Origin of the sequence: Ciceribacter azotifigens, assembly GCF_048159625.1 — a bacterium.
GTDB lineage: Bacteria > Pseudomonadota > Alphaproteobacteria > Rhizobiales > Rhizobiaceae > Allorhizobium > Allorhizobium azotifigens.
On record NZ_JBLQTA010000006.1, the window covers coordinates 115204 to 137958 of the forward strand.

General features: G+C 63.6%; 21 protein-coding genes. 13 read left to right on the top strand and 8 right to left on the bottom strand.

The annotated features are described in order from the left end of the window. Positions 1 to 149: 149 nt before the first annotated feature. Positions 150 to 1091 carry a sugar-binding transcriptional regulator gene (locus ACM6UT_RS11240; protein ID WP_416797424.1) on the bottom strand — a complete coding sequence of 314 codons (942 nt, stop codon included), beginning with the start codon at positions 1089 to 1091 and terminating at the stop codon, positions 150 to 152. Positions 1092 to 1269: 178 nt separating this feature from the next. Here ACM6UT_RS11240 and ACM6UT_RS11245 point away from each other — a divergent pair, with 178 nt between their 5' ends. The 8 genes from ACM6UT_RS11245 (at position 1270) to ACM6UT_RS11280 (ending at position 9434) form a co-directional block, all read left to right on the top strand. Further along, positions 1270 to 2100, top strand: a complete 831-nt coding sequence (locus ACM6UT_RS11245; RefSeq protein WP_416797425.1) for an HAD family hydrolase — start codon at positions 1270 to 1272, stop codon at positions 2098 to 2100. A 21-nt stretch (positions 2101 to 2121) separates the two neighbouring features. After that, positions 2122 to 3756, top strand: coding sequence for an ABC transporter substrate-binding protein (locus ACM6UT_RS11250; protein ID WP_416797426.1), 1635 nt, complete (start codon positions 2122 to 2124; stop codon positions 3754 to 3756). Between the two features lie 112 nt (positions 3757 to 3868). After that, a complete protein-coding gene (locus tag ACM6UT_RS11255) occupies positions 3869 to 4867 on the top strand; it encodes an ABC transporter ATP-binding protein (RefSeq protein WP_416797427.1) in 999 nt (332 codons plus the stop codon). After that, a complete protein-coding gene (locus ACM6UT_RS11260; RefSeq protein WP_416797428.1) occupies positions 4868 to 5854 on the top strand; it encodes an ABC transporter ATP-binding protein in 987 nt (328 codons plus the stop codon). Positions 5855 to 5864: 10 nt separating this feature from the next. After that, a complete protein-coding gene (locus ACM6UT_RS11265) occupies positions 5865 to 6791 on the top strand; it encodes an ABC transporter permease (protein ID WP_416797429.1) in 927 nt (308 codons plus the stop codon). Positions 6792 to 6802: 11 nt separating this feature from the next. Beyond that, positions 6803 to 7684: an ABC transporter permease gene (locus tag ACM6UT_RS11270; protein WP_416797430.1), complete on the top strand. Its 882-nt coding sequence runs from the start codon at positions 6803 to 6805 to the stop codon at positions 7682 to 7684. 36 nt (positions 7685 to 7720) lie between these two features. Then, complete coding sequence (locus tag ACM6UT_RS11275) at positions 7721 to 8470, top strand: glycerophosphodiester phosphodiesterase family protein (RefSeq protein ID WP_416797431.1); 750 nt, start codon at positions 7721 to 7723, stop codon at positions 8468 to 8470. A 34-nt stretch (positions 8471 to 8504) separates the two neighbouring features. Next, the gene (locus tag ACM6UT_RS11280; RefSeq protein WP_416797432.1) at positions 8505 to 9434 is read left to right on the top strand and encodes a TIM barrel protein; all 930 of its coding nucleotides are present in this window, start codon (positions 8505 to 8507) and stop codon (positions 9432 to 9434) included. Positions 9435 to 9541: 107 nt separating this feature from the next. On the opposite strand, the gene ACM6UT_RS11285 is transcribed toward ACM6UT_RS11280, so the two are convergent. Genes ACM6UT_RS11285 through dsbD form a run of 4 tightly spaced genes read right to left on the bottom strand, consistent with a single transcriptional unit; the run spans position 9542 to position 13533 of the window. Beyond that, positions 9542 to 10162, bottom strand: coding sequence for a DsbA family protein (locus ACM6UT_RS11285; RefSeq protein WP_416797433.1), 621 nt, complete (start codon positions 10160 to 10162; stop codon positions 9542 to 9544). Position 10163: 1 nt separating this feature from the next. Next, positions 10164 to 10868: a L,D-transpeptidase gene (locus tag ACM6UT_RS11290; RefSeq protein ID WP_416797434.1), complete on the bottom strand. Its 705-nt coding sequence runs from the start codon at positions 10866 to 10868 to the stop codon at positions 10164 to 10166. After that, positions 10865 to 11680, bottom strand: coding sequence for a prolipoprotein diacylglyceryl transferase family protein (locus ACM6UT_RS11295; RefSeq protein WP_416797435.1), 816 nt, complete (start codon positions 11678 to 11680; stop codon positions 10865 to 10867). The genes ACM6UT_RS11290 and ACM6UT_RS11295 overlap by 4 nt, the downstream gene beginning before the upstream one ends. Then, positions 11677 to 13533: a protein-disulfide reductase DsbD gene (gene dsbD, locus ACM6UT_RS11300; protein WP_416797436.1), complete on the bottom strand. Its 1857-nt coding sequence runs from the start codon at positions 13531 to 13533 to the stop codon at positions 11677 to 11679. Before dsbD ends, ACM6UT_RS11295 begins: the two co-directional genes overlap by 4 nt. A gap of 106 nt (positions 13534 to 13639) precedes the next feature. Between dsbD and ACM6UT_RS11305 the strand changes: the two genes are divergently transcribed. Together ACM6UT_RS11305 and ACM6UT_RS11310 are read left to right on the top strand one after the other, a co-directional pair. Next, the gene (locus tag ACM6UT_RS11305) at positions 13640 to 14299 is read left to right on the top strand and encodes a response regulator (protein ID WP_416797437.1); all 660 of its coding nucleotides are present in this window, start codon (positions 13640 to 13642) and stop codon (positions 14297 to 14299) included. Beyond that, positions 14299 to 15723 carry an ATP-binding protein gene (locus ACM6UT_RS11310; protein WP_416797438.1) on the top strand — a complete coding sequence of 475 codons (1425 nt, stop codon included), beginning with the start codon at positions 14299 to 14301 and terminating at the stop codon, positions 15721 to 15723. The genes ACM6UT_RS11305 and ACM6UT_RS11310 overlap by 1 nt, the downstream gene beginning before the upstream one ends. Before the next feature lie 85 nt (positions 15724 to 15808). Here ACM6UT_RS11310 and ACM6UT_RS11315 read toward each other — a convergent pair whose 3' ends face one another. The 3 genes from ACM6UT_RS11315 to ACM6UT_RS11325 all read right to left on the bottom strand — a co-directional run bounded on the left by ACM6UT_RS11315 (position 15809) and on the right by ACM6UT_RS11325 (position 19367). Further along, positions 15809 to 17185: an aspartate aminotransferase family protein gene (locus ACM6UT_RS11315; protein ID WP_416797439.1), complete on the bottom strand. Its 1377-nt coding sequence runs from the start codon at positions 17183 to 17185 to the stop codon at positions 15809 to 15811. Between the two features lie 23 nt (positions 17186 to 17208). Further along, positions 17209 to 18705 carry an NAD-dependent succinate-semialdehyde dehydrogenase gene (locus tag ACM6UT_RS11320; RefSeq protein WP_416797440.1) on the bottom strand — a complete coding sequence of 499 codons (1497 nt, stop codon included), beginning with the start codon at positions 18703 to 18705 and terminating at the stop codon, positions 17209 to 17211. 179 nt (positions 18706 to 18884) lie between these two features. Beyond that, positions 18885 to 19367 (bottom strand): Lrp/AsnC family transcriptional regulator, encoded by a 483-nt coding sequence (locus ACM6UT_RS11325; RefSeq protein ID WP_416797441.1) that lies wholly within the window; start codon positions 19365 to 19367, stop codon positions 18885 to 18887. Between the two features lie 107 nt (positions 19368 to 19474). Between ACM6UT_RS11325 and ehuR the strand changes: the two genes are divergently transcribed. The 3 genes from ehuR (at position 19475) to ehuB (ending at position 22683) form a co-directional block, all read left to right on the top strand. After that, positions 19475 to 20860 (top strand): MocR-like ectoine utilization transcription factor EhuR, encoded by a 1386-nt coding sequence (ehuR, locus tag ACM6UT_RS11330; protein ID WP_416797442.1) that lies wholly within the window; start codon positions 19475 to 19477, stop codon positions 20858 to 20860. 123 nt (positions 20861 to 20983) lie between these two features. Next, positions 20984 to 21769: an ectoine/hydroxyectoine ABC transporter ATP-binding protein EhuA gene (gene ehuA / locus ACM6UT_RS11335; protein WP_416797443.1), complete on the top strand. Its 786-nt coding sequence runs from the start codon at positions 20984 to 20986 to the stop codon at positions 21767 to 21769. 62 nt (positions 21770 to 21831) lie between these two features. After that, on the top strand, positions 21832 to 22683 hold the full coding sequence (gene ehuB / locus ACM6UT_RS11340) for an ectoine/hydroxyectoine ABC transporter substrate-binding protein EhuB (RefSeq protein ID WP_416797444.1): 852 nt from the start codon (positions 21832 to 21834) through the stop codon (positions 22681 to 22683). Positions 22684 to 22755 lie beyond the last annotated feature (72 nt).

The following is a 22755-nucleotide window of genomic DNA, read 5'->3' on the forward strand; positions in this document are numbered from 1 at the left end:
GCCCGGCGTCGAGGTGCAGGCTCCGACATTCTTTTAGTAAATATTTATCGCGGAAAATGCAATGACGGGTTCGCAGCGACGAGCGATGACGGTGCGGATACAGCTATAGCCAAGCGGCGGATTCCTCTCAAGGCACGCGGGATACGCAGTCAGTTCTCTGCGCTCAACAGCCAGCGGGCCGTGTCTAAATCGGTGACGAGTGCGGTTGCGAGTTTCCCGCGCAGTGCCGCGCTGATGACACGGCGCTTGTGCACGCCTCCCGAGGCGATGACGCGGGTCTTGATCATGCGGTAGCTTTCAAGGTCTGGCGATATGACCTGCCTGTTGAGGGGATGGTCGACCGGATCTCCGCGCTCGTCCAGATAGTGGCCGAGCAGGTCGCCGACGGCGCCTGATGCTGCCAACTCGCCGCTGTCGACGCTCACCGGAAGACCGTATCTTACCTGAAGCGATTTCTTCGTCAGGTCTCCGACGCTGAGGAAGGACAGATCGACCGACGCCGCCTTCATGAGGAATTCCTTGAAAACAGGTTGTTCGATGATCAGGGCGCGGGAGGCCTCGCCGTCGGCATAGATCGGCGCCGCGAAGTAATGGCATTTGGCATCCAGGACCGCGGCAAAGCCGCGAACGATGTCGAATGTGTTGATCTCGGTGCCTCGGGTCAGACCGCCCATCATGGAGCGGACCTCCAGATCCGGCATATGGCTGCGGGTCATCTGGTGGACGGTTTCGCGGAGCGTGGAGCCCCAGCCGACGCCGATCGATCGCGGTCGGTGCACATCGATGAGCCTGTCCAGGAATGCCGCTGCGGCGCGACCGAGAACGGCATGCAGCAAGGTCTCGTCCGCAGGTGTCGAAACGATCATTGCCTCGGTCAGGGCGAATTTCTTGCAGAGCTCGCCCTCGAGCCGCACGTTTTCGGCAAGCGGAGAGGTGAACGTCACACGCACCAGTCCGGTTGCCAGCGCCTCTGACAGGAGCTCGTTAACGCGACGACGCGTGAGATTCATCCGCTCGGCAATCTGCGCCTGGGTTAACCCCTCGACATGATAGAGCCACGAGGCCCGCACCATCAGTTCCTGGCTCTCCAAAGCATGCTCCTGATCAAATGTCACATCGGCGTAACATATGTAACGTAGAGGTCCGCGTAGATGATCACGGGTCCAAAGGCAATTGTTTCCGAAAGCCGGGCGACCAGCAAGCCATGCGATGGAGAGGGATGGGCATTGCCTCCCGAATTCCTCGCCGAGCCAGGGAGCGGACTTCACCTTGACGACGACGGAACTGCTCATATTCGATTGCGACGGCGTATTGATCGACAGCGAACCAGTCGCAAGCCGCGTCCTGTGGCAGACGCTGAACGACGCCGACGTGGCGATCTCGCTTTCCGAGGTTCATCGCCGCTTCACCGGCTATTCGGAGGGCGATGCTCACCGGATCTGCGTCGAGGAACTGGGGATTGCCGACCCCACCCCCATCTTTGCCGCCACCCGCGACGCCCTTTATCCGGCCTTCCGCCACTCGCTCCAGCCGATGGCCGGCATAGACGCCCTGGTGCGCTCCCTGCCGCAACTGAAATGCGTCGCCTCCAACAGCGCCCTGGAGCGACTGCAGAACAGCCTCGGCCTGTTCGATCTGTGGAACGCCTTCGATCCGCATATCTTCAGCGCCGACATGGTCGCAGCGCCGAAGCCCGCGCCCGACCTCTTCCATCTCTGCGCCGAGACGCTCCGGGTTGATCCGGCCCGTTGCGTGGTCATCGATGACAGCCCGCACGGCATCGTCGGCGCCGTTGCCGCCGGCATGCGGGCGATCGGCTTCGTCGATCCGGCCGATCCGCGCGAGGGCCGTCGCTCCGTGCTCTCCGATGCCGGCGCCATGCTGGTCGCCACCGGCGCGGACGAGCTTGCCCGCGCCTTCGCGGCCGTTCTCGGCGAGGCGTCCGATGTGCAGGCACCACTTAAGGCCCGCGGCCCTTGCCGAACCTGTCTGAGCAATGCCCGCCGCGGTCTGTGCGGCGGTCCGTCATGCAAAATTCATCAGGCCATTAACAAACCGACACTCGGAACGCGCAAGAGGAGAACCTCTGTTTTCGAGTGACCCATCCCAAGGAGGTTTCCAATGCTTTCCATCAATCGACGTGGCGCGCTTGGACTGATCGGCGCGACCGCCGGCAGCCTGATCCTGCCGCGCATGACCTTTGCCCAGGGCAAGCGCCCCTCGGTGACGATCGCCGTGCAGAAGATCACCAACAACAACACGCTCGACATCTGGAACGAACAGTCCAACGTCGGCGAACGCGTCTTCTTCCCGAACTTCTGGGAAGGCCTGATCAATCGCGACTGGATGGGCAATCAGGGTCCGGTCGCCGGCCTTGCCACTGAATGGAAGCGCATCGACGACAAGACGCTCGAACTCAAGCTGCGCCAGGGCGTCAAGTTCCACAATGGCGACGAACTGACGGCCGAAGACGTCGTCTTCTCCTTCTCCAAGGAGCGCCTGTTCGGCAATACCGAGCCGAAGGGTGGCAAGACGATCTATGAATCCGACAACAAGCCGACCACCGTCAAGGAATTGCCGGCCGCCGTTCCGGGCATCGGCCGCCGGCTCTGGCCGGCGCTCGCCGGCGTCGAAGCCGTCGACAAGTACACCGTGCGCTTCCACAACGCGACGCCGGACGTGACGCTCGAAGGGCGCCTCTATGCCTTCGGTTCGCAGATCACCAACCGCCGCGCCTGGGACGAAGCCGCCTCCTACACCGACTGGGCCCGCAAGCCGATCACCACCGGCCCCTACATGGTTGGCGAATACAAGCCGGACGTCTCGCTGACGCTGGTTGCCTTCGACGAATACTGGGGCGGCCGTCCGCCGCTAGAGGAAATCCGCTTCGTCGAGGTTCCGGAAGTCGCCTCCCGCGTCAACGGCCTGCTGTCGGGCGAGTACGACTTTGCCTGCGACCTGCCGCCGGACCAGATCGCGACCGTCCAGGCCGCTCCGGGCTTCGAGGTTCAGGGCTCGACCATCCTCAACCACCGCGTCTCGGTGTTCAACACCCAGAACGAAATCCTCGCCAACCCGCTGGTGCGTCGCGCAATGACCCACGCCATCGACCGCCAGGCGATCGTTGACGCCCTGTGGGGTGGCCAGACCGTGGTGCCGCCCGGCCTGCAGTTCGACATCTTCAAGACCACCGACATGTTCATCGATGGCTGGGCTGCCCCGGAATACAATCCGCAGCTCGCGCAGGACCTCTTGAAGCAGGCCGGCTACAAGGGCGATGCGATCCCTTACCGCCTGCTCAACAACTACTACACCAACCAGACCGCCAACGGGCAGATCATGGTCGAGATGTGGAAGCAGGTCGGTCTCAACGTCGAGATCCAGATGAAGGAAAACTGGGCGCAAATCCACGATCCGGAAGGCATCAAGGGCGTGCGCGACTGGTCGGCCTCGGCCAACATCAACGACCCGGTCACCCCGATGGTCACCCAGTTCGGCCCGAACGGCGAAATGCAGCAGAAGAAGGACTGGTCGAACGCCGAGTTGAACGAGCTTTCCGTCGTGATGGAAACCTCGACCGACCGCGCGCTGCGCAAGAAGGCCTATGCCCGCATGCTGGAAATCTGCGAGCGCGAAGACCCGGCCTACCAGGTCCTGCACCAGAACGCCGTCTTCACCGGCATGAAGTCCTCGCTCAAGTGGAAGGCAGCGCCCGCCTTCGCCATGGACTTCCGCTCCAACAACTGGACGATGTGATCGCTCCGACTGATCCGGCGGCACCCGCGCCGCCGGATCCCTCCCTTCCCTGAACCGCCTGCGGCAGGCCCAAAAAGTCGGGCTGCCCCGGCCCTGAAGAAGGTGAACGCTGATGAGCTCCAATCTTGTCGAACTGCGCAATCTGACCGTCTCCTTCGACGGCGTGCCGGTGCTGCACGGCATCGATCTCGACGTCAAACCCGGCGAGGCGCTGGGTCTGGTCGGCGAATCCGGCTGCGGTAAGTCCGTCACCTGGCTGGCCGCGCTCGGCCTGCTGCCCGGCAAGGCCAGCGTCACCGGCTCGGTGCGCATCGACGGCCGGGAAGTCTGCGATGCGCCGCGCCAGGCACTCGAAAGTGTGCGCGGCGGCCGCGTCGCAATGATCTTCCAGGACCCGTCGAGCTCGCTCAATCCGGTCATCCGCATCGGCCGGCAGATCACCGAGGCGCTGACGCTCCATCGCGGCCTCAAGGGCGAGGCGGCGAAGGCCGAGGCGCTGAGACTGATGGACATGGTCGGCATTCCCGACGCCCGCCGGCGTTTCGATCTCTATTCGCACGAATTCTCCGGCGGCCAGTGCCAACGGCTGATGATCGCCATGGCGCTTGCGGGCCAGCCGGACCTCTTGATCGCCGACGAACCGACCACGGCGCTCGACGCGACGATCCAGGCGCAGATCCTCGACCTGCTGATCCAACTTCGCGCCGAGACCGGCATGGCCACCGTCTTCATCAGCCACGACCTCGGCGCCGTCTCCCAGGTCTGCGACCGCGTCTGCGTCATGTATGCCGGACGGATCGTCGAGCAGGGCTCGATCGAACAGCTGTTTTCCGAACCCCGCCATCCCTATACCCGCGGCCTGTTCGACGCGATCCCGCGCATCGACGGCCCGCGCAACCGGCTGGTCCCGATCCCCGGCACGGTGCCCAATCCGAAGACCATGCCCTTCGGCTGTGCCTTCGAACCGCGCTGCGCCCATGCTTGCAAGGACTGTAGCCAGGAACGGCCGGCGCTTTCGCCGATGGACGACGGCCGCAGGCTCGCCTGCTTCAGCCCCGTTCCGGCCGCCCGCTCGCACTCCGTCAAGACGATGATCCTGGAAGGCGCGTAAGTGACTACTCCCCTCATCACCGCCGAGAACCTCACCCGTATCTACCAGCTGCGGCGCGGCCTGTTGGGCAAGCCGACGCCGGTGCGCGCCGTCGATGGCGTCTCCTTAAGCGTCATGCCGGGCGAGGCGCTCGGCATCGTCGGCGAGTCCGGCTCCGGCAAGTCGACGCTCGGGCGCGTGCTGCTCGGCATCGACCCGGCGCAATCGGGCAAAGTCACCTTCGACGGCCAGCCGATGCCGGAGTTCGGCACGGCCGAGTGGAGGGCCCTGCGCGCCCGGATGCAGCTCGTCTATCAGGATCCGCTCGCAGCCCTTGATCGCCGTCTCACCATCGCCACGCAGATCGGCGAACCTCTGGAGATCCACGATCTCCTGCCGAAGGACGAACGCCCGGCGCGCGTCGAGGCCCTGATGGCCGCCGTCGGCCTTCGCCGCGATCAGGCCGATCGCTATCCGCACGAACTCTCCGGCGGCCAGCGCCAGCGCGCCGTGATTGCCCGCGCGCTCGCCACCCGGCCGAAGCTCCTCGTCTGCGACGAACCGGTCTCGGCGCTCGACGTGTCGATCCAGGCGCAGGTGGTCAACATGCTGCGCGACCTGCAGGAGGACAACGGCATCGCCATGGTCTTCATCAGCCATGACCTGAAGGTGGTGCGCAACATCGCCGACCGGGTGGCGGTCATGTATCTCGGCCGGATCGTCGAGGAGGCTTCCTCGGACGTGATTTTCGCCTCGCCGCAGCATCCCTATACCCGGGCGCTGGTTTCCAGCGTGCCGGTTCCGGGCAAGCCGCTCACGGGGCGCATGATCCTGCAGGGCGAACCGCCGAACCCGGCCAATCGTCCATCCGGCTGCGCCTTCCATCCCCGCTGTCCGCTGGCGACCGAACTGTGCCGCACCACGGTGCCGGTGCTTCGGACCATCGGCGCCGGACGCACCGCCGCCTGCCATCTCGTCGAAGGCGCCGACGCGCCGATCGCCGCCTGAGGAGACGACGATGATCCGCTTTGTCCTCATCCGCCTGCTGCGGGCCTTCGTCACCATCCTCGCCGTCGTCACCTTCGCCTTCGTCGTGCTGCGCATGTCGGGCGACCCGGCGCAGGTCATGCTCGGCCCCGACGTGCCGCAGGAGGCCGTCGACGCCTTCCGCCGCGCCTGGGGTCTCGATCAGCCGCTGTGGATCCAGTACCTCGCTTATATCCAGTCAATCTTCACCGGCGATTTCGGCGTGTCGATGCGTGACAAGGCGTCGGCCCTGCAGCTGGTGTTGGAACGCATTCCGGCGACGCTGCAGCTGACCATTCCAGCGCTCGTGCTGAAATTGCTGATCGGCATACCGGCCGGGGTTTATGCGGCGCTTCACCGCCAGAGCATCATCGACCGCGGCGTGATCATGCTCTCCATCCTCGGCTTCACCATTCCCTCCTTCGTCATGGGACTGCTTTTGGTGCTCACCTTCTCGGTCATTCTCGGCGTCCTGCCGTCGGGGGGGCAGGACACCTGGATGCACGGCATCCTGCCGACGATCACCATGAGCATCGGCGGCATCGGCATCCTCGCGCGCTTCTCGCGCAGCGCCATGATCGAGGTGATGGGCCAGCCCTATATCCGCACCGCCTCGGCCAAGGGCCTGAAATGGCCGGACGTGGTGTGGAGCCATGCGCTGCCGAACGCCGCCGTGCCGATCGTCACCATCGTTGGCTTCATGGTCGGCTCGCTGATCGCCGGCGCCGTCGTCGTGGAGTCGATCTTCTCCTGGCCGGGCATCGGCCGGCTGCTGGTCGTCTCGGTCGCCAACCGCGATCTCGCGGTCGTCCAGTGCATCCTTCTCCTGATCGCCGCGACCATGGTGATCTCCAACCTTGTCGTCGACCTGCTCTACGGCTGGCTCGACCCGCGCCTGCGCAGCCAGGCGGCGCACTAGGAGGACCCGACATGACTTCGGCAGACATTACTGAAATTCGGTCGGGCAAGGTCCGCAGGCAAGGCCTCTTCGCCGTGCTTCGCCGCAATGTGCCGCTGTCGATCGGGCTCGGCATCCTATGGCTCGCCGCCATGGTGCTGGTCGCGCTCTTTGCCGACCAGTTGCGCCCCTATGGCATCACGGCGATGGACCTGACCAACCGCCTCGCAGCGCCAGGCAATGCCAAGCACTGGCTCGGCACCGACGAGCTCGGCCGCGACGTTCTCGCTCGCCTCATCCAGTCGGTGCGCGTGTCGCTGGTGATCGCCTTCAGCGCCACCATCATCTCGGCGGTGTTCGGCACGGCGCTCGGCTTTGCCGCGGCCAAGTTCCGTGGCTGGGTCGAACATCTGGTGCTCGTGCTCGCCGACTTCCAGGCAGCACTTCCCTTCCTGATCATGTCGCTCGCCGTTCTCGCCTTCTTCGGCTCGTCGATGATGCTGATCGTTTGCCTCATGGGCTTCTACGGTTGGGAGCGCTATGCCCGCATCGCCCGGGGCCTGGCGATCTCGGCAAGCGCACAAGGCTATGCCTCGGCCGTCGTCCAGCTCGGGGCGACGCCTTTCCGGGTCTATTTCCGCCACATCCTGCCGAATGTCGCCTCGACGCTGATCGTCTCAATGACGCTGACCTTTCCTGAGATCATTCTCATGGAAAGCGGCCTTTCCTTCCTCGGGCTTGGCGTACAGCCGCCCGAAACCAGCCTCGGCAACATGGTCGGCTTCGGCCGCGAATATCTCACCCGTGCACCGTGGATCATGCTCGCACCCGCCGTCGTCATCATGCTGACGACGCTGTCGATCTCGCTCGTCGGCGACTGGCTGCGCGACAAGCTCGATCCGACCGTGCGCTGACCTTTACCGATAACCCGATCCACGAGGACCGAAACCATGACCTTCATCACCGGCCATCGCGGCGCCCGCAATCTCTGGCCCGAAAACTCGCTGCAAGGCTTCCGCAACGTGCTGGCGCTGGGTGTCGATGCCGTCGAGTTCGACGTTCATCTGACCGATGCCGGCGAACTCGTCGTCATCCACGATGCGACGCTCGAGCGCACCACCGAAGGCCAAGGCCCGGTGCGCGCGCTTTCGCCTGACGCCCGCCGCGCCACCAGGCTCAAGGGCAGCGACGAGGCCATTCCGACGCTCGGCGAGGTGCTTGACGTGCTCGGCACAGCAGAAGGCCTGCCGCTGCATGTCGAACTGAAAAGCGACGAGACCGGCAAGCCCTATCCGGGCATCGTTGAAAAAGTCGCCGCCGAGCTTATCGCCCGCGGTCTCGACCAGCGCAGCTATCTCACCTCGTTCGACGTGTCCGTCCTCGAAGACTGCCGCCGCATCGCGCCCGGCATCAAGCGCCTCGTCTCGGTCAACGCCGCCTGGGCGGACAAACAGGGCGGGCTTGGCCGCTTCATCGACGCGGTCGACGCGCTGGTCGAGATCGTCGCGATCCATCACGAGCTGATGGAAGCCGAATGGGCGCTGATCACCGACCGCCTGCCGCTTGATCGCCTGTGTGTCTGGACGCTCAACGACGAGGCGCTGATCGCCCCCTGGCTGGAGCGCGGCATCGGCCACCTGACCTCCGACAGCCCTGACCTCGCCTTGACCCTGCGCGGCCAGATTTCCGCTGCCGCCTGAAACTTAACTCGATACTCAATCCAGGAGTGATAACATGAGCAATATTATCGGAACCGGCTTCAACGCCGCCTCGAACAACGGCGAAATTCAAAGCCTCGGGGAGGACCTTCGGGCGCTTGCCGACATCGGGGTCGACACCGTCGAACTGGGCGTCACCACCCTCGACCTGATCGCCGGTGGCCGCATCATCAAGGACCGCGCCGAGCGTCTCGTTGCCCTCACCAAGCAGTTCGACTTCCGGTACACGGTGCACGGTCTCGTTTCTTCCAACTTCATGGACCCGGCGACCTGCCGCTACCAGATCGACGCCGCGAAAGCGCTCATCGAGATCTGCGACCGCATCGACGCCCGCATCCTCGTCCAGCACGGCGGCTGCCTGCGCGCCGACCAGATCTTCGACCGCGCCGCAGCCGATCTGCGCGAGCGCGAGGCCCTGCTCGAACTCGCCGAATTCGCCAAGCCCTATGGCGTTCGCATCGCGCTGGAAAACATCTTCACCACCGAGCCCGGCCAGTATCGCCAGACGCCGGCAGAGGTCGCCGAGACCGTCAAGGCGGTCAATCACGCCAATGTCGTTGCGCTCATCGACTTCAGCCACGCCTATATCGAGTCCACCTATCGCGGCCTCAATTTCCGCGACCAGATTGCCGCCATGGCGCCGGTTGCCGGCCACCTGCACCTGCATGACAGCTTTGGCCGCCCGCAGGGCTTCTACAAGGGTTACCACCTGCAGGAAAACACCGCGATGGGCATCGGCGACCTGCACATGCCGCTCGGCTGGGGTGACATCGAGTGGGAGAGCATCTTCAGCGAACTCGACTTCCTGCCCGGCACCGTCGCCATGATGGAAATCGGCGCCCGTTACCGTGCCGAACAGCCGGAAAGCCTGGAACGCGCTCGTAAGCTGATGGCGCTCAACGACCGCGGCCAGGCGGTCGCCGAATTGGTGGCGGCGCGAGCTTGACAATCCGGGTTCCCCTGCATCCTGTCAGACGGGATGCAGGGAACATCGATGCCGTGGCCATACGGTTTCAGGTCTTTGCCTCGAAACCAGCGTCGTTCTTGGTTGCGTCATCCCGCCTTTGCTGCCCGGGCTTCGGCGATCGCCTCCTTCAGGCCCTTTTCGTCGAGGACGCCGCCGAAGGTCGTGCGTCCGATGACAAATGACGGCGTGCCGACGAAATTGAAGGCCAGCGCCTGGTTGTAGTTGCGATCGAGCAGGCCGGAGATCTTGCTCGTGTGCTTGTTCACCGAGGCGGCGATCTCTGTCATCGACAGGCCGGCGCCTGTCAGAACCTTTTCGACCTCGTCATTCGTGAGCTTGCCGACCGTCTTCATCAGCGCTTCCATCGCAACCTCGTATTTGCCAATCTGTGCAGCGCCCAGAACGGCCTGTGCGGCGAAGATCGACGCATCGCCGAAGACCGGCCAATCTTTCATCACCAGACGGACGTTGCCGTCTTCCTTGATCACCTTCTCGACCGTGGGGTGGATCTTCTTGCAATACGGGCATTGATAATCGAAGAATTCCACCACGGTGACGTCGCCTTTGGAGTTCCCGAGAGCCGGCGCATCAGGGTCGAAGAAGACGGTTCTCTCGGTGATTTCCTGGCTGAGGGCAATGCCGGGAGCTAGCGTCACGAAGGCGCCAGCGGCAGCGGCGGCGGTGAGCAGGTTTCTGCGGGTGATCATCTCATATTTCTCCTTTTCCTGATTCTTCCGGGCCAAGCACCACGACCTTCGATCCTTTCGGAACGCGGCGGTGCAGGTCGATGATGTCGTGGTTGAGTAGGCGGATGCAGCCGGACGAAACCGACTTGCCGATCGACCACGGCTCGTTGGTGCCGTGGATGCGGTAGAGCGTGTCTCTGCCGTCCTGATAGAGATAGAGGGCGCGGGCACCGAGAGGGTTCTTGACGCCGCCCGGCAATCCGGCCGCCAGGGGAGCGTAGCGTTCCGGATCCCGCTTGATCATGCTCTGGGTCGGGACCCAGCCGGGCCACTGCGCCTTGCGCGCGATATCGGCCTCTCCCTTGAATTCGATGCCGGCCTTCGCGACGCCGACGCCATAACGCATCGCCTTGCCATTCTCCATGACGAGGTAGAGAAAGCGTGCGTAGGGGTCGACGACGATGGTCCCGGGCGGATAGCCTGTCTTGTAGTCCACCACCTGGCGGACGTTCTTCGGATCCATTTTCGAGACGTCGATACCGGGCACCGTCTCCTCGCCATCCTGCATGGGCGCATACATGCTGGCGATGCTTCCAGCCACCTTCGGCGTTTCGATTTTCGGGCGCACCGGATCTGTCTGCGAGCAGGCGGATATGCCTGCGGCGAGCAGCAAGAGGGCCCCGAGCCGCAACCCCGATCGTGTCAGGGTGGCATTGGCAGGTGTCATTGCAAGTTTCCTTCTCGGTCTGTCAGTCGTTCAATTTGCTGGATGAGAACCTCGCGAGAGATTTCGCCGAGATGGGAGGCCATCACGGTTCCGTCTTCTGCGAGAAAGAGTGTGGCGGGCAGTCCGACCGCGCTGTAATGGCGGCTGAGCGTCATCTGCGGGTCTAGAACGACCTCGCGGAGCGTCGGGCGCTGGCCCCGGAGATACCTGTCCACCTGCGCCGACTGCTCCCCCTGATTGGCGAAGAGGAAATCGACGCCTGTCGCCCCGTCGGCAATCTCCGCCATCATCGGCAGTTCGCGCCGGCATGGCGGGCACCATGTGGCCCAGAGGTTGAGAACGATCGGCCGGCCTCCGCCGCCGATTGCGACCTGATCTCCCTTGAGGCTCGGCAAGCTGACATCAAGGGGTGGAACATGCGTCCGGGAAAACGTCAGGAAGGCGGTCACCCCCGTGATCGTCACCCCTGCAACGACACCTGCCGCCCCCCAGGCAAAGAGCCGTCGGTCCCGGACGAACAGAATAACCATCATCGTGACAACGGCCGCGGCTCCTCCGGCCCAGGAAAAGCCGCCCTGCCAAAGGGCGAAGATCCGCCATGGTTCGGAGAGGAAACCGTCCAGGTGCTGAAGCACATGTACCGCCCGCGCGCCGGCCACGCCGGAAAAGGCGGTCCATGTCGACCAGCGGGCGAGTTTGTCGTCCACGCGCCAGGCGAGAAAAGACGTCAAAGCGAGAAAGGCGACCAGACCGGCGATGGCGGCGAGCCGTTCGGCATCGAAGGCGAGAGGTCCGATGGCGACGGCATTCATGGCGCGCGCTCGCTGATTGCCCCTGCCGAGGCGACAACCGCCTCTGAGGGAATTTCGCCGACGAGACGCGTCGAGGGCATTTCACGGAGGTCTTTCGAAAGGAACAGCATTGTCGGTGGCCCGACGACCTGCAGCTCGTTCATCAGCGATCGCTTCTCGTCCGTGAGGTCCGTCAGGTCGACGGAGACGAGACGGACATCGCGCAGGGCGTTCGCAACCGCGGGCGTCGGAAGGACGGATCGCTCGATCGCCCTGCATGTGACGCACCATTCGGCCGTGAAGTAGACGAGCGCCGGCCTCGCACGAGCATCGGCGGTTTGCGTGAGGAGCGATGACAGTTCGGTGGAAGAACCGACCTCCTGAAAGGAAGCCTTGCTGATCTCGTTCGGTTTGGACGAGGCTTCGGCTGGTCTCGTCGTAAACGCCGCCAATGGATTGAGAGGATCCGTCGAACCTGACGCGGCGCCGACGGTAAGCAGGAGCCCATAGAACCCGGCGAGAATGCCTGCAGCCTTGGCAAGACGAGGACCGCTGCCGGCATCGGGCGCCAGTTGGTCCAAGGTTCCGATGAAGACCGCGAAGGTGACGAGCAGCGCCGACCACAGCGCCAGTCCGATCCCGGGCGACAGCAGGCGGTCGACGAACCAGAGTGAGGTCCCAAGAAAGATGAACCCGAAGATTTGGCGGATGCGCTCCATCCATCGCCCTGCGCGTGGCAGCAGGCCCGGGCCGAAAGTTCCCATGAGGATCAGCGGAACTCCCTTTCCGATTCCAAGCGCAAAGAGAGAAGCGGCTCCGAGCGCCACGTTGCCGGTCTGGGCGATATAGAGGAGGGCGCCGGCAAGCGGTGCGGTTACACACGGCCCGATGACGAGAGCGGAGGAGAACCCGAGGGCCGCTGACGAGAGGAGGGAACTCCTGCCCGTGCGCCGTTGTCCGAATGCGCTTCTTATGGACGCCGGAAGCTGAAGCTCGAACAGTCCGAAGCTCGACAATGCGAGCGCCACGAAGAGGGCGGCCAGCAGAATGGTTGCGCTCGTCGATTGGAGCGCGGCCTGAAAGTTCTGACCCGACCATGCCGCCGCCACGCCGAGGAGACTGAAGGCCGCGGCAAGTGCGAGGACATAGCTTGACGACAGTGCAAAACCGCGGCCGGCTGAGAGCCTCTCACCCTCGCGCGCGAGCGTGGCGGCGAGGATCGGATACATGGGAAAGACGCACGGGGTGAAGGCGAGGAGGACGCCGAAACCGAGGAACCCGGCAAGAAGCAGAAGAATGCCACCCCGGTCGAGGAGGGCTCCGACCATGCCGCCGGCCGGAGCCTCGGCCACGCGGATACTTGTCCCGGTCGGTGGGGATGGCGGAAGATCGGGCGCTGGCTGAATAACAGCCGTCGATTGCGGTGCCGGTGTTGCCAATCCTCCAGCCGGTTCGCTGGTCGAGGCTGAGACCGGAAGCGCCGACGGGTCCAGCTCGACGGTGGTCGGAGGATAGCAGAGACCTCCGTCCTGACAGCCCTGATACGTCACCTTCAACGTGCCGGCTGGAGGCTCGACGATGGTTGCGGTGGCCTTTCCGTAATAGACCTCGGTGCTTCCGAAGCCCGGATCATCCTTGATAACGCCCGATGGCGTTTCCACCTGAGGCGACGGGCCGTCGGCTGTGACGGTCAGGTATTCGCGATAGAGATAATAGCCGTCCTCGATTTGCCAGTTGAGTACGACGTCGCCACGGTCACGATGTGCACTGAGCTGGAAGGCCCGGTCCATGGGCAGGGGTGCCCCCACGGGACTTGCGAGCGCGGCCGTGACGAATGCGATGAGAAAACATGAAACCGACAGAAGAACGCGCAAACAATCTGCTCCGTTGCTGATGTGCGGAGGCGGTCTCCCCCGCGAACCTTAAGGCAGCCTTAAGGTCGGCGGTGCACGGACGCCGGAGAACGAGAACGAGGATCGAATGCGCCTGCTGGTCGTTGAAGATGACGAAATCCTGCTGGATGGGCTCAAGGTGGGCCTGCATCTGTGCGGCTTCACCGTCGATGCGGTGACCACGGTTGCCGATGCCGACGCCGCCGTCGCCGCCGACACGTTTGATGCGGTGATCCTCGACCTGATGCTTCCGGACGGCTCGGGGCTGGATGTCCTTTCAACGATGCGTGCCGCGAAGGATCGCACGCCCGTCCTTCTCCTGACCGCAAAAGACGAGGTGAGTGATCGGATTGCCGGATTGGACGCGGGCGCCGACGACTATCTCGGCAAGCCGTTCGATCTCGATGAGGTGGCGGCAAGGCTGCGGGCGATCGTTCGTCGCGGCCAGGGGAGAGCGGAAAGTATCCTTTCCTGGAACGGTGTGGCGCTCGATCCGGCACGAATGATCGCCACGAGGGAGGGCACGAGCATCTCGCTCTCCCGTCGCGAGTTCGTCATCCTTCAGGCGCTCATGGAGGCGCCGGGTGTGATCCAGTCGAAGTCGCTGCTGGAGCAGAAACTCTATGGCTGGCAGGAAGACGTGGAGAGCAACACGATTGAGGTCCACGTGCACAAGCTACGGTCCAAGCTGGGCGCAGGCTTCATAGAAACCGTCCGGGGTGCCGGGTATCGACTGAGGGCGATCTGATGAACTCGATGCGGATCCGGCTGTTCACCATATTGCTTGCGACCACCAGCGCCGTCTGGCTCTTTGCCGCGGTCTGGATCTATGCCAGCACCCAGGCCGAGGTCGAGCGGGTGCTCGACGCCCGGCTGATGGAGGCGGCCCGGATGGTGAGTTCGCTCATCTCCGACCACAGGGTCGATGCCGCCGCAGCTGTGGGTGTTGCCACGGAAAAGCCGATTCCGGCGCCATTCGAAAAGGCGGGTGGCAATTACAGTCGCCAACTGTCCTGCCAAATCTGGTCACTCGAGGGTAGTCTCGTCAGCCGATCCGAAAGTGCCCCCGAGACCTCGTTGGCCGATCACACCAGCGGCTTCAAGGAGACCGAAATCGACGGACAGCGATGGCGCGTATACGCGGTGGTGAACCCGGCACTCGGTGTGCGCGTGCTTGTCGGCGACAGTCTGGAGATCCGCGAACGCCTGATCGGCGACGTTATGAAGGGGCTCCTCTTGCCGGGGATTGTCATTCTGCCCGTTCTCGCCTTGCTGATCTGGCTGAGCGTCGGTCGCGGCCTGGCACCGCTCATGCGCGTCGCCGCGGGCTTGTCCGGGCGGTCGGCGACCGAACTGCATCCGATCGACGACAAGGCCGCCCCGAGCGAGATCCGGCCCGTCCTTCATGCCCTGAACAGTCTGTTCGGGCGGGTCGCGGAGGCGCGCGAGCGAGAGCGGAGCTTCACGGCCTATGCCGCGCACGAGCTGAAGACGCCGCTTGCCGGACTGAAGACCCAGGCCCAGATCGCGTTGCGAACAGACGATCCGAAAGTCCAGCGCGATGCCCTTTCCCGAATATCGACGAGCGTCGACCGCACGAGCCGGATGGTTCGCCAGCTTATCGATCTCGCCGCGGTCGATTCTGCGGTGGCGGCGCCTGCGGAAGAAACTATCGATCTCCATTCGCTGTCCAGCGAGATTGCGTCGGATCTCGAGCCTCTCCTGACTGCAAGCGAGGTTCGTGTCGCGCTCGCGTTCGGCGAGCAGGATCGTAGGGGAGCTATGGTAAAGGCGGATCGCACGCTGGTGCGGCTGGCGCTTCGCAACGTTCTCGAGAATGCGATCCAGCATTCGCCGCGGGGGAGAGAGGTTAGCTGCAGAATTTTCGGGAGCGAAGACGCTGCGGTCGTCGAAATCACGGACCAGGGTCGCGGGATATCGGCCTCGGAGGAGGCACGTGTGACGGAACGCTTCTTCAGGGGGGCACGTGCCGCTGGCCACGGTAGCGGTCTCGGGCTCTCGATCGTCCAGATGGCACTTGACCGACTGGGCGGCAATATGGCGTTCGAGAAGACGGCCGAGGGATTCGTCGTCCGGATGAGCTTCCCGTATGATCGGCAGGCGGCCGATGCCGGTTCCGGTCGGCAGGGAACAGCCGGCGAGAATGTCTAGTTGCCCGCCGCGTGCGGAGACATCGCGACGGGCGTCGAAGAGCAGATGGGCCCGGACGACCGCCGGGCACCACCACGCTATCTCGTTAGCGGCCGAGCACGCTGCCGATCGCGTCCGCCGTTGCTTTCACAACCGTATCGGCCTCCTCGCGTGTCAGGCAGAGCGGCGGGGCAAAGCCAAGAATGTCGCCTTCCGGCATGGCGCGACCGATGACGCCGCGTTCGAGGAGAGCTGCCGCGATTTGCGGGCCGACCTTCGCTGCCGGGTCGAAGAACTTTCGGTCGTCGCGGTCCTCGACGAATTCCACGGCAGCCATCAGGCCGTCGCCGCGGACCTCGCCGACATTGCGGTGGTCGCCGACGGCCTTCTGCAATTCGGCACGGAAATAGGCGCCGGTCGAACCGGCATTTTCCACAAGGTCGAGCTCATCGATGAGTTCGAGATTGGCAACACCGGCCGCGGCGCAGATCGGATGCGCCGAATAGGTCCAGCCGTGGCCGATCGGCCCCAGCTCGTCCGAGCCCTTGACCAGCACCTGCCAGACCTTGTCCGACACGATCGTGCCGGAGAGCGGCGCGTAGGCCGAGGTCAGGCCCTTGGCGATGGTGATGAGATCGGGCGTGATGCCGTAATGATCCGAACCGAACATGGTGCCGAGGCGACCGAAGCCGGTGACGACCTCGTCGGCGACGAGCAGGATGTCGTATTTACGAAGAACCGCCTGGATCTTCTGCCAGTAGCCCTTCGGTGGCGGCACGATGCCACCGGTGCCGAGGATCGGCTCACCGATGAAGGCGGCGATCGTGTCAGGGCCTTCCGCGACGATCGTCTCTTCCAGTCTGTCGGCGCAGTATTGCGCAAACTGCTCTTCGCTCATCGAACGGTCGGGACGGCGGAAGTAATAGGGAGCCTCCGTGTGCAGGATCGGCGCACGCGGCAGGTCGAAGGCGTTGTGGAAGAGCCGAAGCCCGGTCAGCGAACCGGTCATCACACCTGAACCGTGATAGCCGCGCCAGCGCGAGATGATCTTTTTCTTCTCGGGGCGTCCGAGGATATTGTTGTAGTACCAGATCAGCTTGATGTTGGTTTCGTTGGCATCCGATCCGGACAGCCCGAAATAGACCCGGCTCATGCTCTGCGGTGCCCGGTCGATGATCATCTTGGCAAGGCGGATCGATGCCTCCGTGCCGTGCCCGACATAGGCGTGATAGTAGGCAAGGTGTTTCGCCTGCTCGGCGATCGCATCGGTGATCTTTTCGCGTCCGTAGCCGACATTGACGCAGTAGAGACCGGCGAAGGCATCGAGGCTCCGCTTGCCGGTCGTGTCGGTAATGTAGACGCCGTTTCCGCCGCCGATGACGCGGGTCGGGGTTTCTCCCCGTGCGTGCATGCCCATGTGGGTAGAGGGGTGGAAGAAGTGATCGCGGTCCCAGGCGGTGAGTTCGTTGCTTCTGTCGAGCATGGTCTTTCCTTTCGTAATCCGGTTCAAGCGGCGGTGTCGATGCAGAGGTATTTGAGCTCGGTGAAGGCCTCCATGCCGTGGCGCGATCCCTCGCGTCCGAGGCCCGACTGTTTCCAGCCTCCGAAAGGGATAGGTCCTCCGGTAATCTTCACCCGGTTGATTGCCACCATGCCGTATTCGAGCATGCGGGCGAGGCGCATCTGGCGCGCTCCGTTCTCTGTGACGACGTAGGCGACGAGGCCGTATTCGGTATTGTTGGCCCGGGCGATCACCTCGTCCTCGGTATCGAAGGCGGTGACCGCGGCCACGGGGCCGAACGTCTCTTCCCGCATGATGAGGGCGTCGTCGGGCACATTGGTCAGCAGCGTCGGCTGGAAGAAGAGTGGCCCTGCGGGGTGACGCTTGCCGCCGACGGCAAGCTTCGCGCCTCGTTTCAATGCGTCGGCGACCTGTTCTTCCACCTTGGCGATTGCGCGTTCATGCATCAGCGGTCCGATATCGGTGTCGGGCTCCAGGCCTGAACCCGTCCTAAGGTGGGCGATCCGCGCGGCAAATGCTGCCTCAAACGTCTTGAGAATGGAGCGCTCGACATAGATGCGGTTGGCGGCGAGGCAGTCCTGTCCGGAGGTCGCAAACTTGGCGGCAATCGCGATGTCGGCCGCCTTTTCCACATCGGCGTCGGCGAAGACGATCAGCGGAGCGTGCCCGCCGAGTTCCATGACGAGGCGCTTCATGGTAGGTGCGCACTGGCCTGCAATGAGTCTGCCGATCTCGGTCGATCCCGTGAAGCTCATGGCGCGGACGCGGGCATCCTGGCTCAGTTGCCCGACGATCGTGGCGGCATCGCCGGTGAGGACGTTGAAGACCCCGGCCGGAAGGCCCGCCCGTTCGCCAAGCTGCGCCAGCGCGAGCGCGGAAAGCGGAGTCTCTGAGGACGGGTGTGCGACGACGGTATTGCCGGCGGCAAGCGCTGCGGCCGCCTTACGGGTGATCATCGCGGACGGGAAGTTCCAGGGAGTGACAATCCCGACGACGCCGAGTGCCTCCCTGCGGACGATCATTTCGGCTCCGGGGAGATGGCTTGTCACGCTTTCTGCGTTGAGCCGCTTGCCCTCCTCGCCATACCATTCGAGGAAGGAGGCGGCATAGTCGATCTCGCCGCGGGATTCAGCGAGTGGCTTACCCTGTTCGAGCGTCATCAGCAGGGCGAGATCGTCCTTGGCGGAATGGATCAGGTCGTGCCATCGGCGCAGGATTGCGGCGCGTGCCTGCGGGAGCATGTCGCGCCAGGGCTTGAAAGCCCTCTCGGCAGTGTCGATGGCCTGCGATACCTGGACTCCGTCGAGTGCTGCGACGAAAGCGAGCGTCGCACCCGTCGAAGGGTCGCGGACTTCCCGCGTCCTGCCGCCTTCGCCGGCGACCCAGCGTCCACCGACATAGGCGAGTTCCCGCAGCAATTGCGGGTCGCTCAGATGTTTCAGAGCGTCGTGAAAGGCTGTGCGCGCAAAGACGGCGGTCATCTCGTATCTCCTCGACTAGGTGCGGGAAGACTGCCACGTTGGGCGCGAGAGATTGTCCAATCAGCTGTGCGTGCAGAGAGACTTTGACCAAAGTTGCCGGGATCGGAAGAGAGATTGTCTCGGCACAAGAGGCATCCGACGCGGGTGGCGCCTTGGTCGGTCCTGTCGGCCGGCCGATCTCAACCGGCTTGCGGCAAGAGTGCCGCGAGCGGCAGGATCGTCTCGTCTTTCACGGTCTTCGTGACGATGTATGTGAAATAGCGGTCGATGCCGAGCTCGCGCGCAAGCAGATCGTCGACGAGCCGCTGATAGGCATCGATATCGGCGCTCATGCACTTCATGATGTAGTCGACGCCACCGCCGACCGACCAGCAGGCGACGATTTCAGGGACTGTCGCGACCACGCGCTCGAAGCGGTCGAAATCCGTCTGGCGGTGATTGGCGAGCGTGACCTCCATCATGACGTTGGCGACAGGCGCAACCCGACGCACGGCAACGCGTGCGTGATAGCCGGTGACGATACCGGCTTTTTCGAGTTTCCGAAGCCGCATCCAGCAGGGGGTCGGCGACAGGCCGACGCGCTCGGCGAGCGCCAGCTTGGTAATCCGCCCGTCTGCCTGGATCGCCTCGAGGATGCGCAGATCGATCGCGTCGAGTTTCATTCGAGAGTACCTTCCATCGCGCTTCGGTCACGTCAAAATCAGGGAAAAGACATTGGGTGTTCACTTTTGCGTTGTCAATTGAGCTGATTTTCATCACTGTTAAAATCATGACAAATTGGACACCTGACACAACACTCCTGCGCCGCCCTGCCTACCTGTCCCTGGCCGATCAGTTTGCTCGCGCCATCCAGGAGGGAAAGCTTCAGAACGGCGCGCGACTTCCCACCCATCGCAAGCTCGCCGACGACCTGAAGCTCTCGGTTCAGACGGTGAGTCGGGCCTATGACGAACTCATCCGGCGAGGACTGATCTCTGGCGAAATCGGCCGCGGGAGCTTCGTGCAGACCCGCTCGCGCGAACCCGAGCCGCCGTATCTCCCGGAGCGGCTGGGCGAACTGATCGATCTTTCGATCCTCAAGCCGGTCTGCGAACAGATCCATCTCGAAAAGATGCGGCAGGGCTTTGCCTGGCTCGCCGAGAACCTGCCGGCGAGTTCGGCGCTTTCTTTCCGGCCGAACATGGTGTTCCCGCGCCATCGCAACGTCGCGGCCCAGTGGTTGTCGCAGTGTGGACTCGATGTCTCGCCGCTCAATATCAGCCTCACCAATGGTGCGACGTCTGCGATGACGGTGGCGCTGATGAGCGTTGCGCCGCCCGGGTCGACGGTTGCTACAGAGGCCATCAGCCACCATACGCTGGTGCCGCTGTCGAGTTATCTCGGAATTCACCTCCAGGGCCTGCCGATCGACGATGATGGCATGATCCCCGAAGCGCTCGACGAGGCGTGCCGGAAAGGCGTCATTCGCGCGATCTTCCTGCAACCCTCGGTCATAAACCCGACGGCGACGCTGATGAGTGTCGAGCGTCGGGCGGCGCTCGCCGAGGTCGCGCGACGGCACGACCTGGCCATCATCGAAAACGACATCCTCGGTCCGCTGGTGGAGGAGCGCTTGCCGCCGGTCGCGGCACTCGCGCCGGAACGCACCCTTTATGTGACCAGTTTCACGAAGATTACCGTTCCGGGCCTGCGGATTGGCTATCTGGCGGCGCCGGATCGCTACGTTGCCGCCGTCGCCAACCGGCACCTCGTCTCGAACTGGATGGCGACGCCGTCGATCGCCGAAATCGCGACACGCTGGGTGAGCGACGGCACCGCGATGGAACTCGTGAACTGGCAGCGCCGGGCGCTGGCCACTCGCCACGAGATCGCCGAGGAGACATTGGGCAGGCTTCCCCACCGCAGCCATCCGCAGGGCCTGCATGTCTGGTTGCCGCTTCCGGAGGGACATCTGGAGGACGCATTCGTCTCCCAGGCGAGACTGCGCGGCGTTGCGATCGCTCCGGGTGCGTCTTTCCGCACGGCCGACAGCGGTTGGCATCCCGCCGTCCGGATTTCGCTGGGCTCGACGACGGAACAGGAACTGAGGGCCGGTCTCGGCATTATCACATCACTGGCGCTGGGTGATCCGGAGGCGCTGTTGCTCGCGATTTGACTTTGGCGCCCATGATTTGGGCGTCTTCATAATAATTGTCATGAGATTATTATTGCAATTGACATGATTTTAGAGGCGCATCATCGTTAGGTCATCATCTGTCTCAAAGGGAGAGAGACACGAATGCCCGAGCCGATCATCCGCATCGACAATATCGTGAAGAGATACGGTCACCTGACGGTGCTGGACGGGCTGTCGATGGAGGTCATGCCCGGTGAAAAACTCGCGCTGATCGGCCCCTCCGGCTCTGGCAAGACGACGATCCTGCGCATCCTGATGACACTCGAAAGCATCAGCGGCGGCTTCATCCAGGTCGAGGGCGAGCAGCTCTATCACATGGCGAAGGGGGATCACCTCGTTCCCGCTGATGAGCGTCACCTGCATAAGATGCGCGAGAAGACCGGCATGGTCTTCCAGCACTTCAATCTCTTTCCCCACAAATGCGTGCTCGACAACGTAACGCTCGCGCCGATGCTGACGAAGGGCATCGCGCGAGCGGATGCCGAGAGGCGGGCGATGGAGCTTCTCGACATGGTGGGACTGGCCGACAAGGCGAAGAACATGCCCGCCCAGCTGTCCGGCGGACAGAAGCAGCGTGTTGCCATCGCCCGCGCATTGGCACTTTCCCCGAAGATCATGCTGTTCGACGAGGTGACCTCCGCGCTTGATCCCGAGCTCGTCGAGGAGGTGCTGAACGTCATGCGCAAGCTCGGCGAGGAGACCGACATGACAATGTTGCTCGTGACCCACGAGATGGGCTTTGCCCATGATTTTGCCGATCGGGTGCTCTTCTTCGACCGCGGCAAGATCGTCGAGGAGGGCAAGCCCGAGGACATCTTCCAGCACCCGACCCAGGAACGCACCCAGGCCTTCCTGCGCAAGATCATCGCGGCCGGGCATCGCGTCTGAGCACCAACTCAGTGCCTGCCTGACGCATGACCACCAAGACAACAACAGAGGAGACGGGAACAATGAAACTGAGAGACTGGATTTCTGTCGCGGCAGGCGCAACCGCCTTGATGGCAATGGCGGCGGCAATGCCCGCGACAGCAGACGAAAACAAGCTGGAGGAACTTAAAGCCCAGGGCTTCGCGCGCATTGCGATCGCCAATGAGCCACCATTCACGGCCGTCGGTGCCGACGGCAAGGTTTCCGGTGCTGCACCCGACGTCGCCCGTGAAGTCTTCAAGCGCCTCGGCGTTGCCGACGTCGTCGCATCGATCTCCGAATATGGTGCAATGATCCCGGGCCTGCAGGCCGGGCGTCATGATGCCATCACCGCCGGGCTCTTCATGAAGCCGGAGCGCTGCTCGGCTGTTGCCTATTCCGAGCCGATCCTGTGCGACGCGGAGGCCTTCGCCCTTAAGAAGGGTAATCCGCTGGGCTTGAAGAGCTACAAGGATATTGCCGACAATCCCGATGCGAAGATCGGCACACCTGGCGGTGGCACCGAGGAAAAACTGGCGCTCGACGCCGGCGTACCGCGTGATCGCGTTATCGTCGTGCCCGACGGGCAAAGTGGTCTCAAGATGCTCCAGGATGGCCGCATCGACGTCTATTCGCTGCCGGTTCTCTCCATCCATAGCCTGATCGAGAAGGCCAACGATCCGACGCTTGAAGTCGTGGCGCCCGTCGAAGGTGCGCCGGTCTATTGCGATGGCGCAGCCTTCAGGAAGGGCGACGAGGCCCTGCGGGATGCCTTCGACGTCGAGCTCGCGAAGATCAAGGAATCGGGTGAGTTCGCGAAGATCATCGAGCCCTACGGCTTTTCGGCGAAGGCGGCGATGTCGACGTCGCGCGAGAAGCTCTGCGCAGCCAAGTAGGCCGGCGCTTCCTTGCATCGTCAGCCTTCTCTCCGCTCCGCCGGAGGGGAGGCGCTGGACGCCGCCGACAGC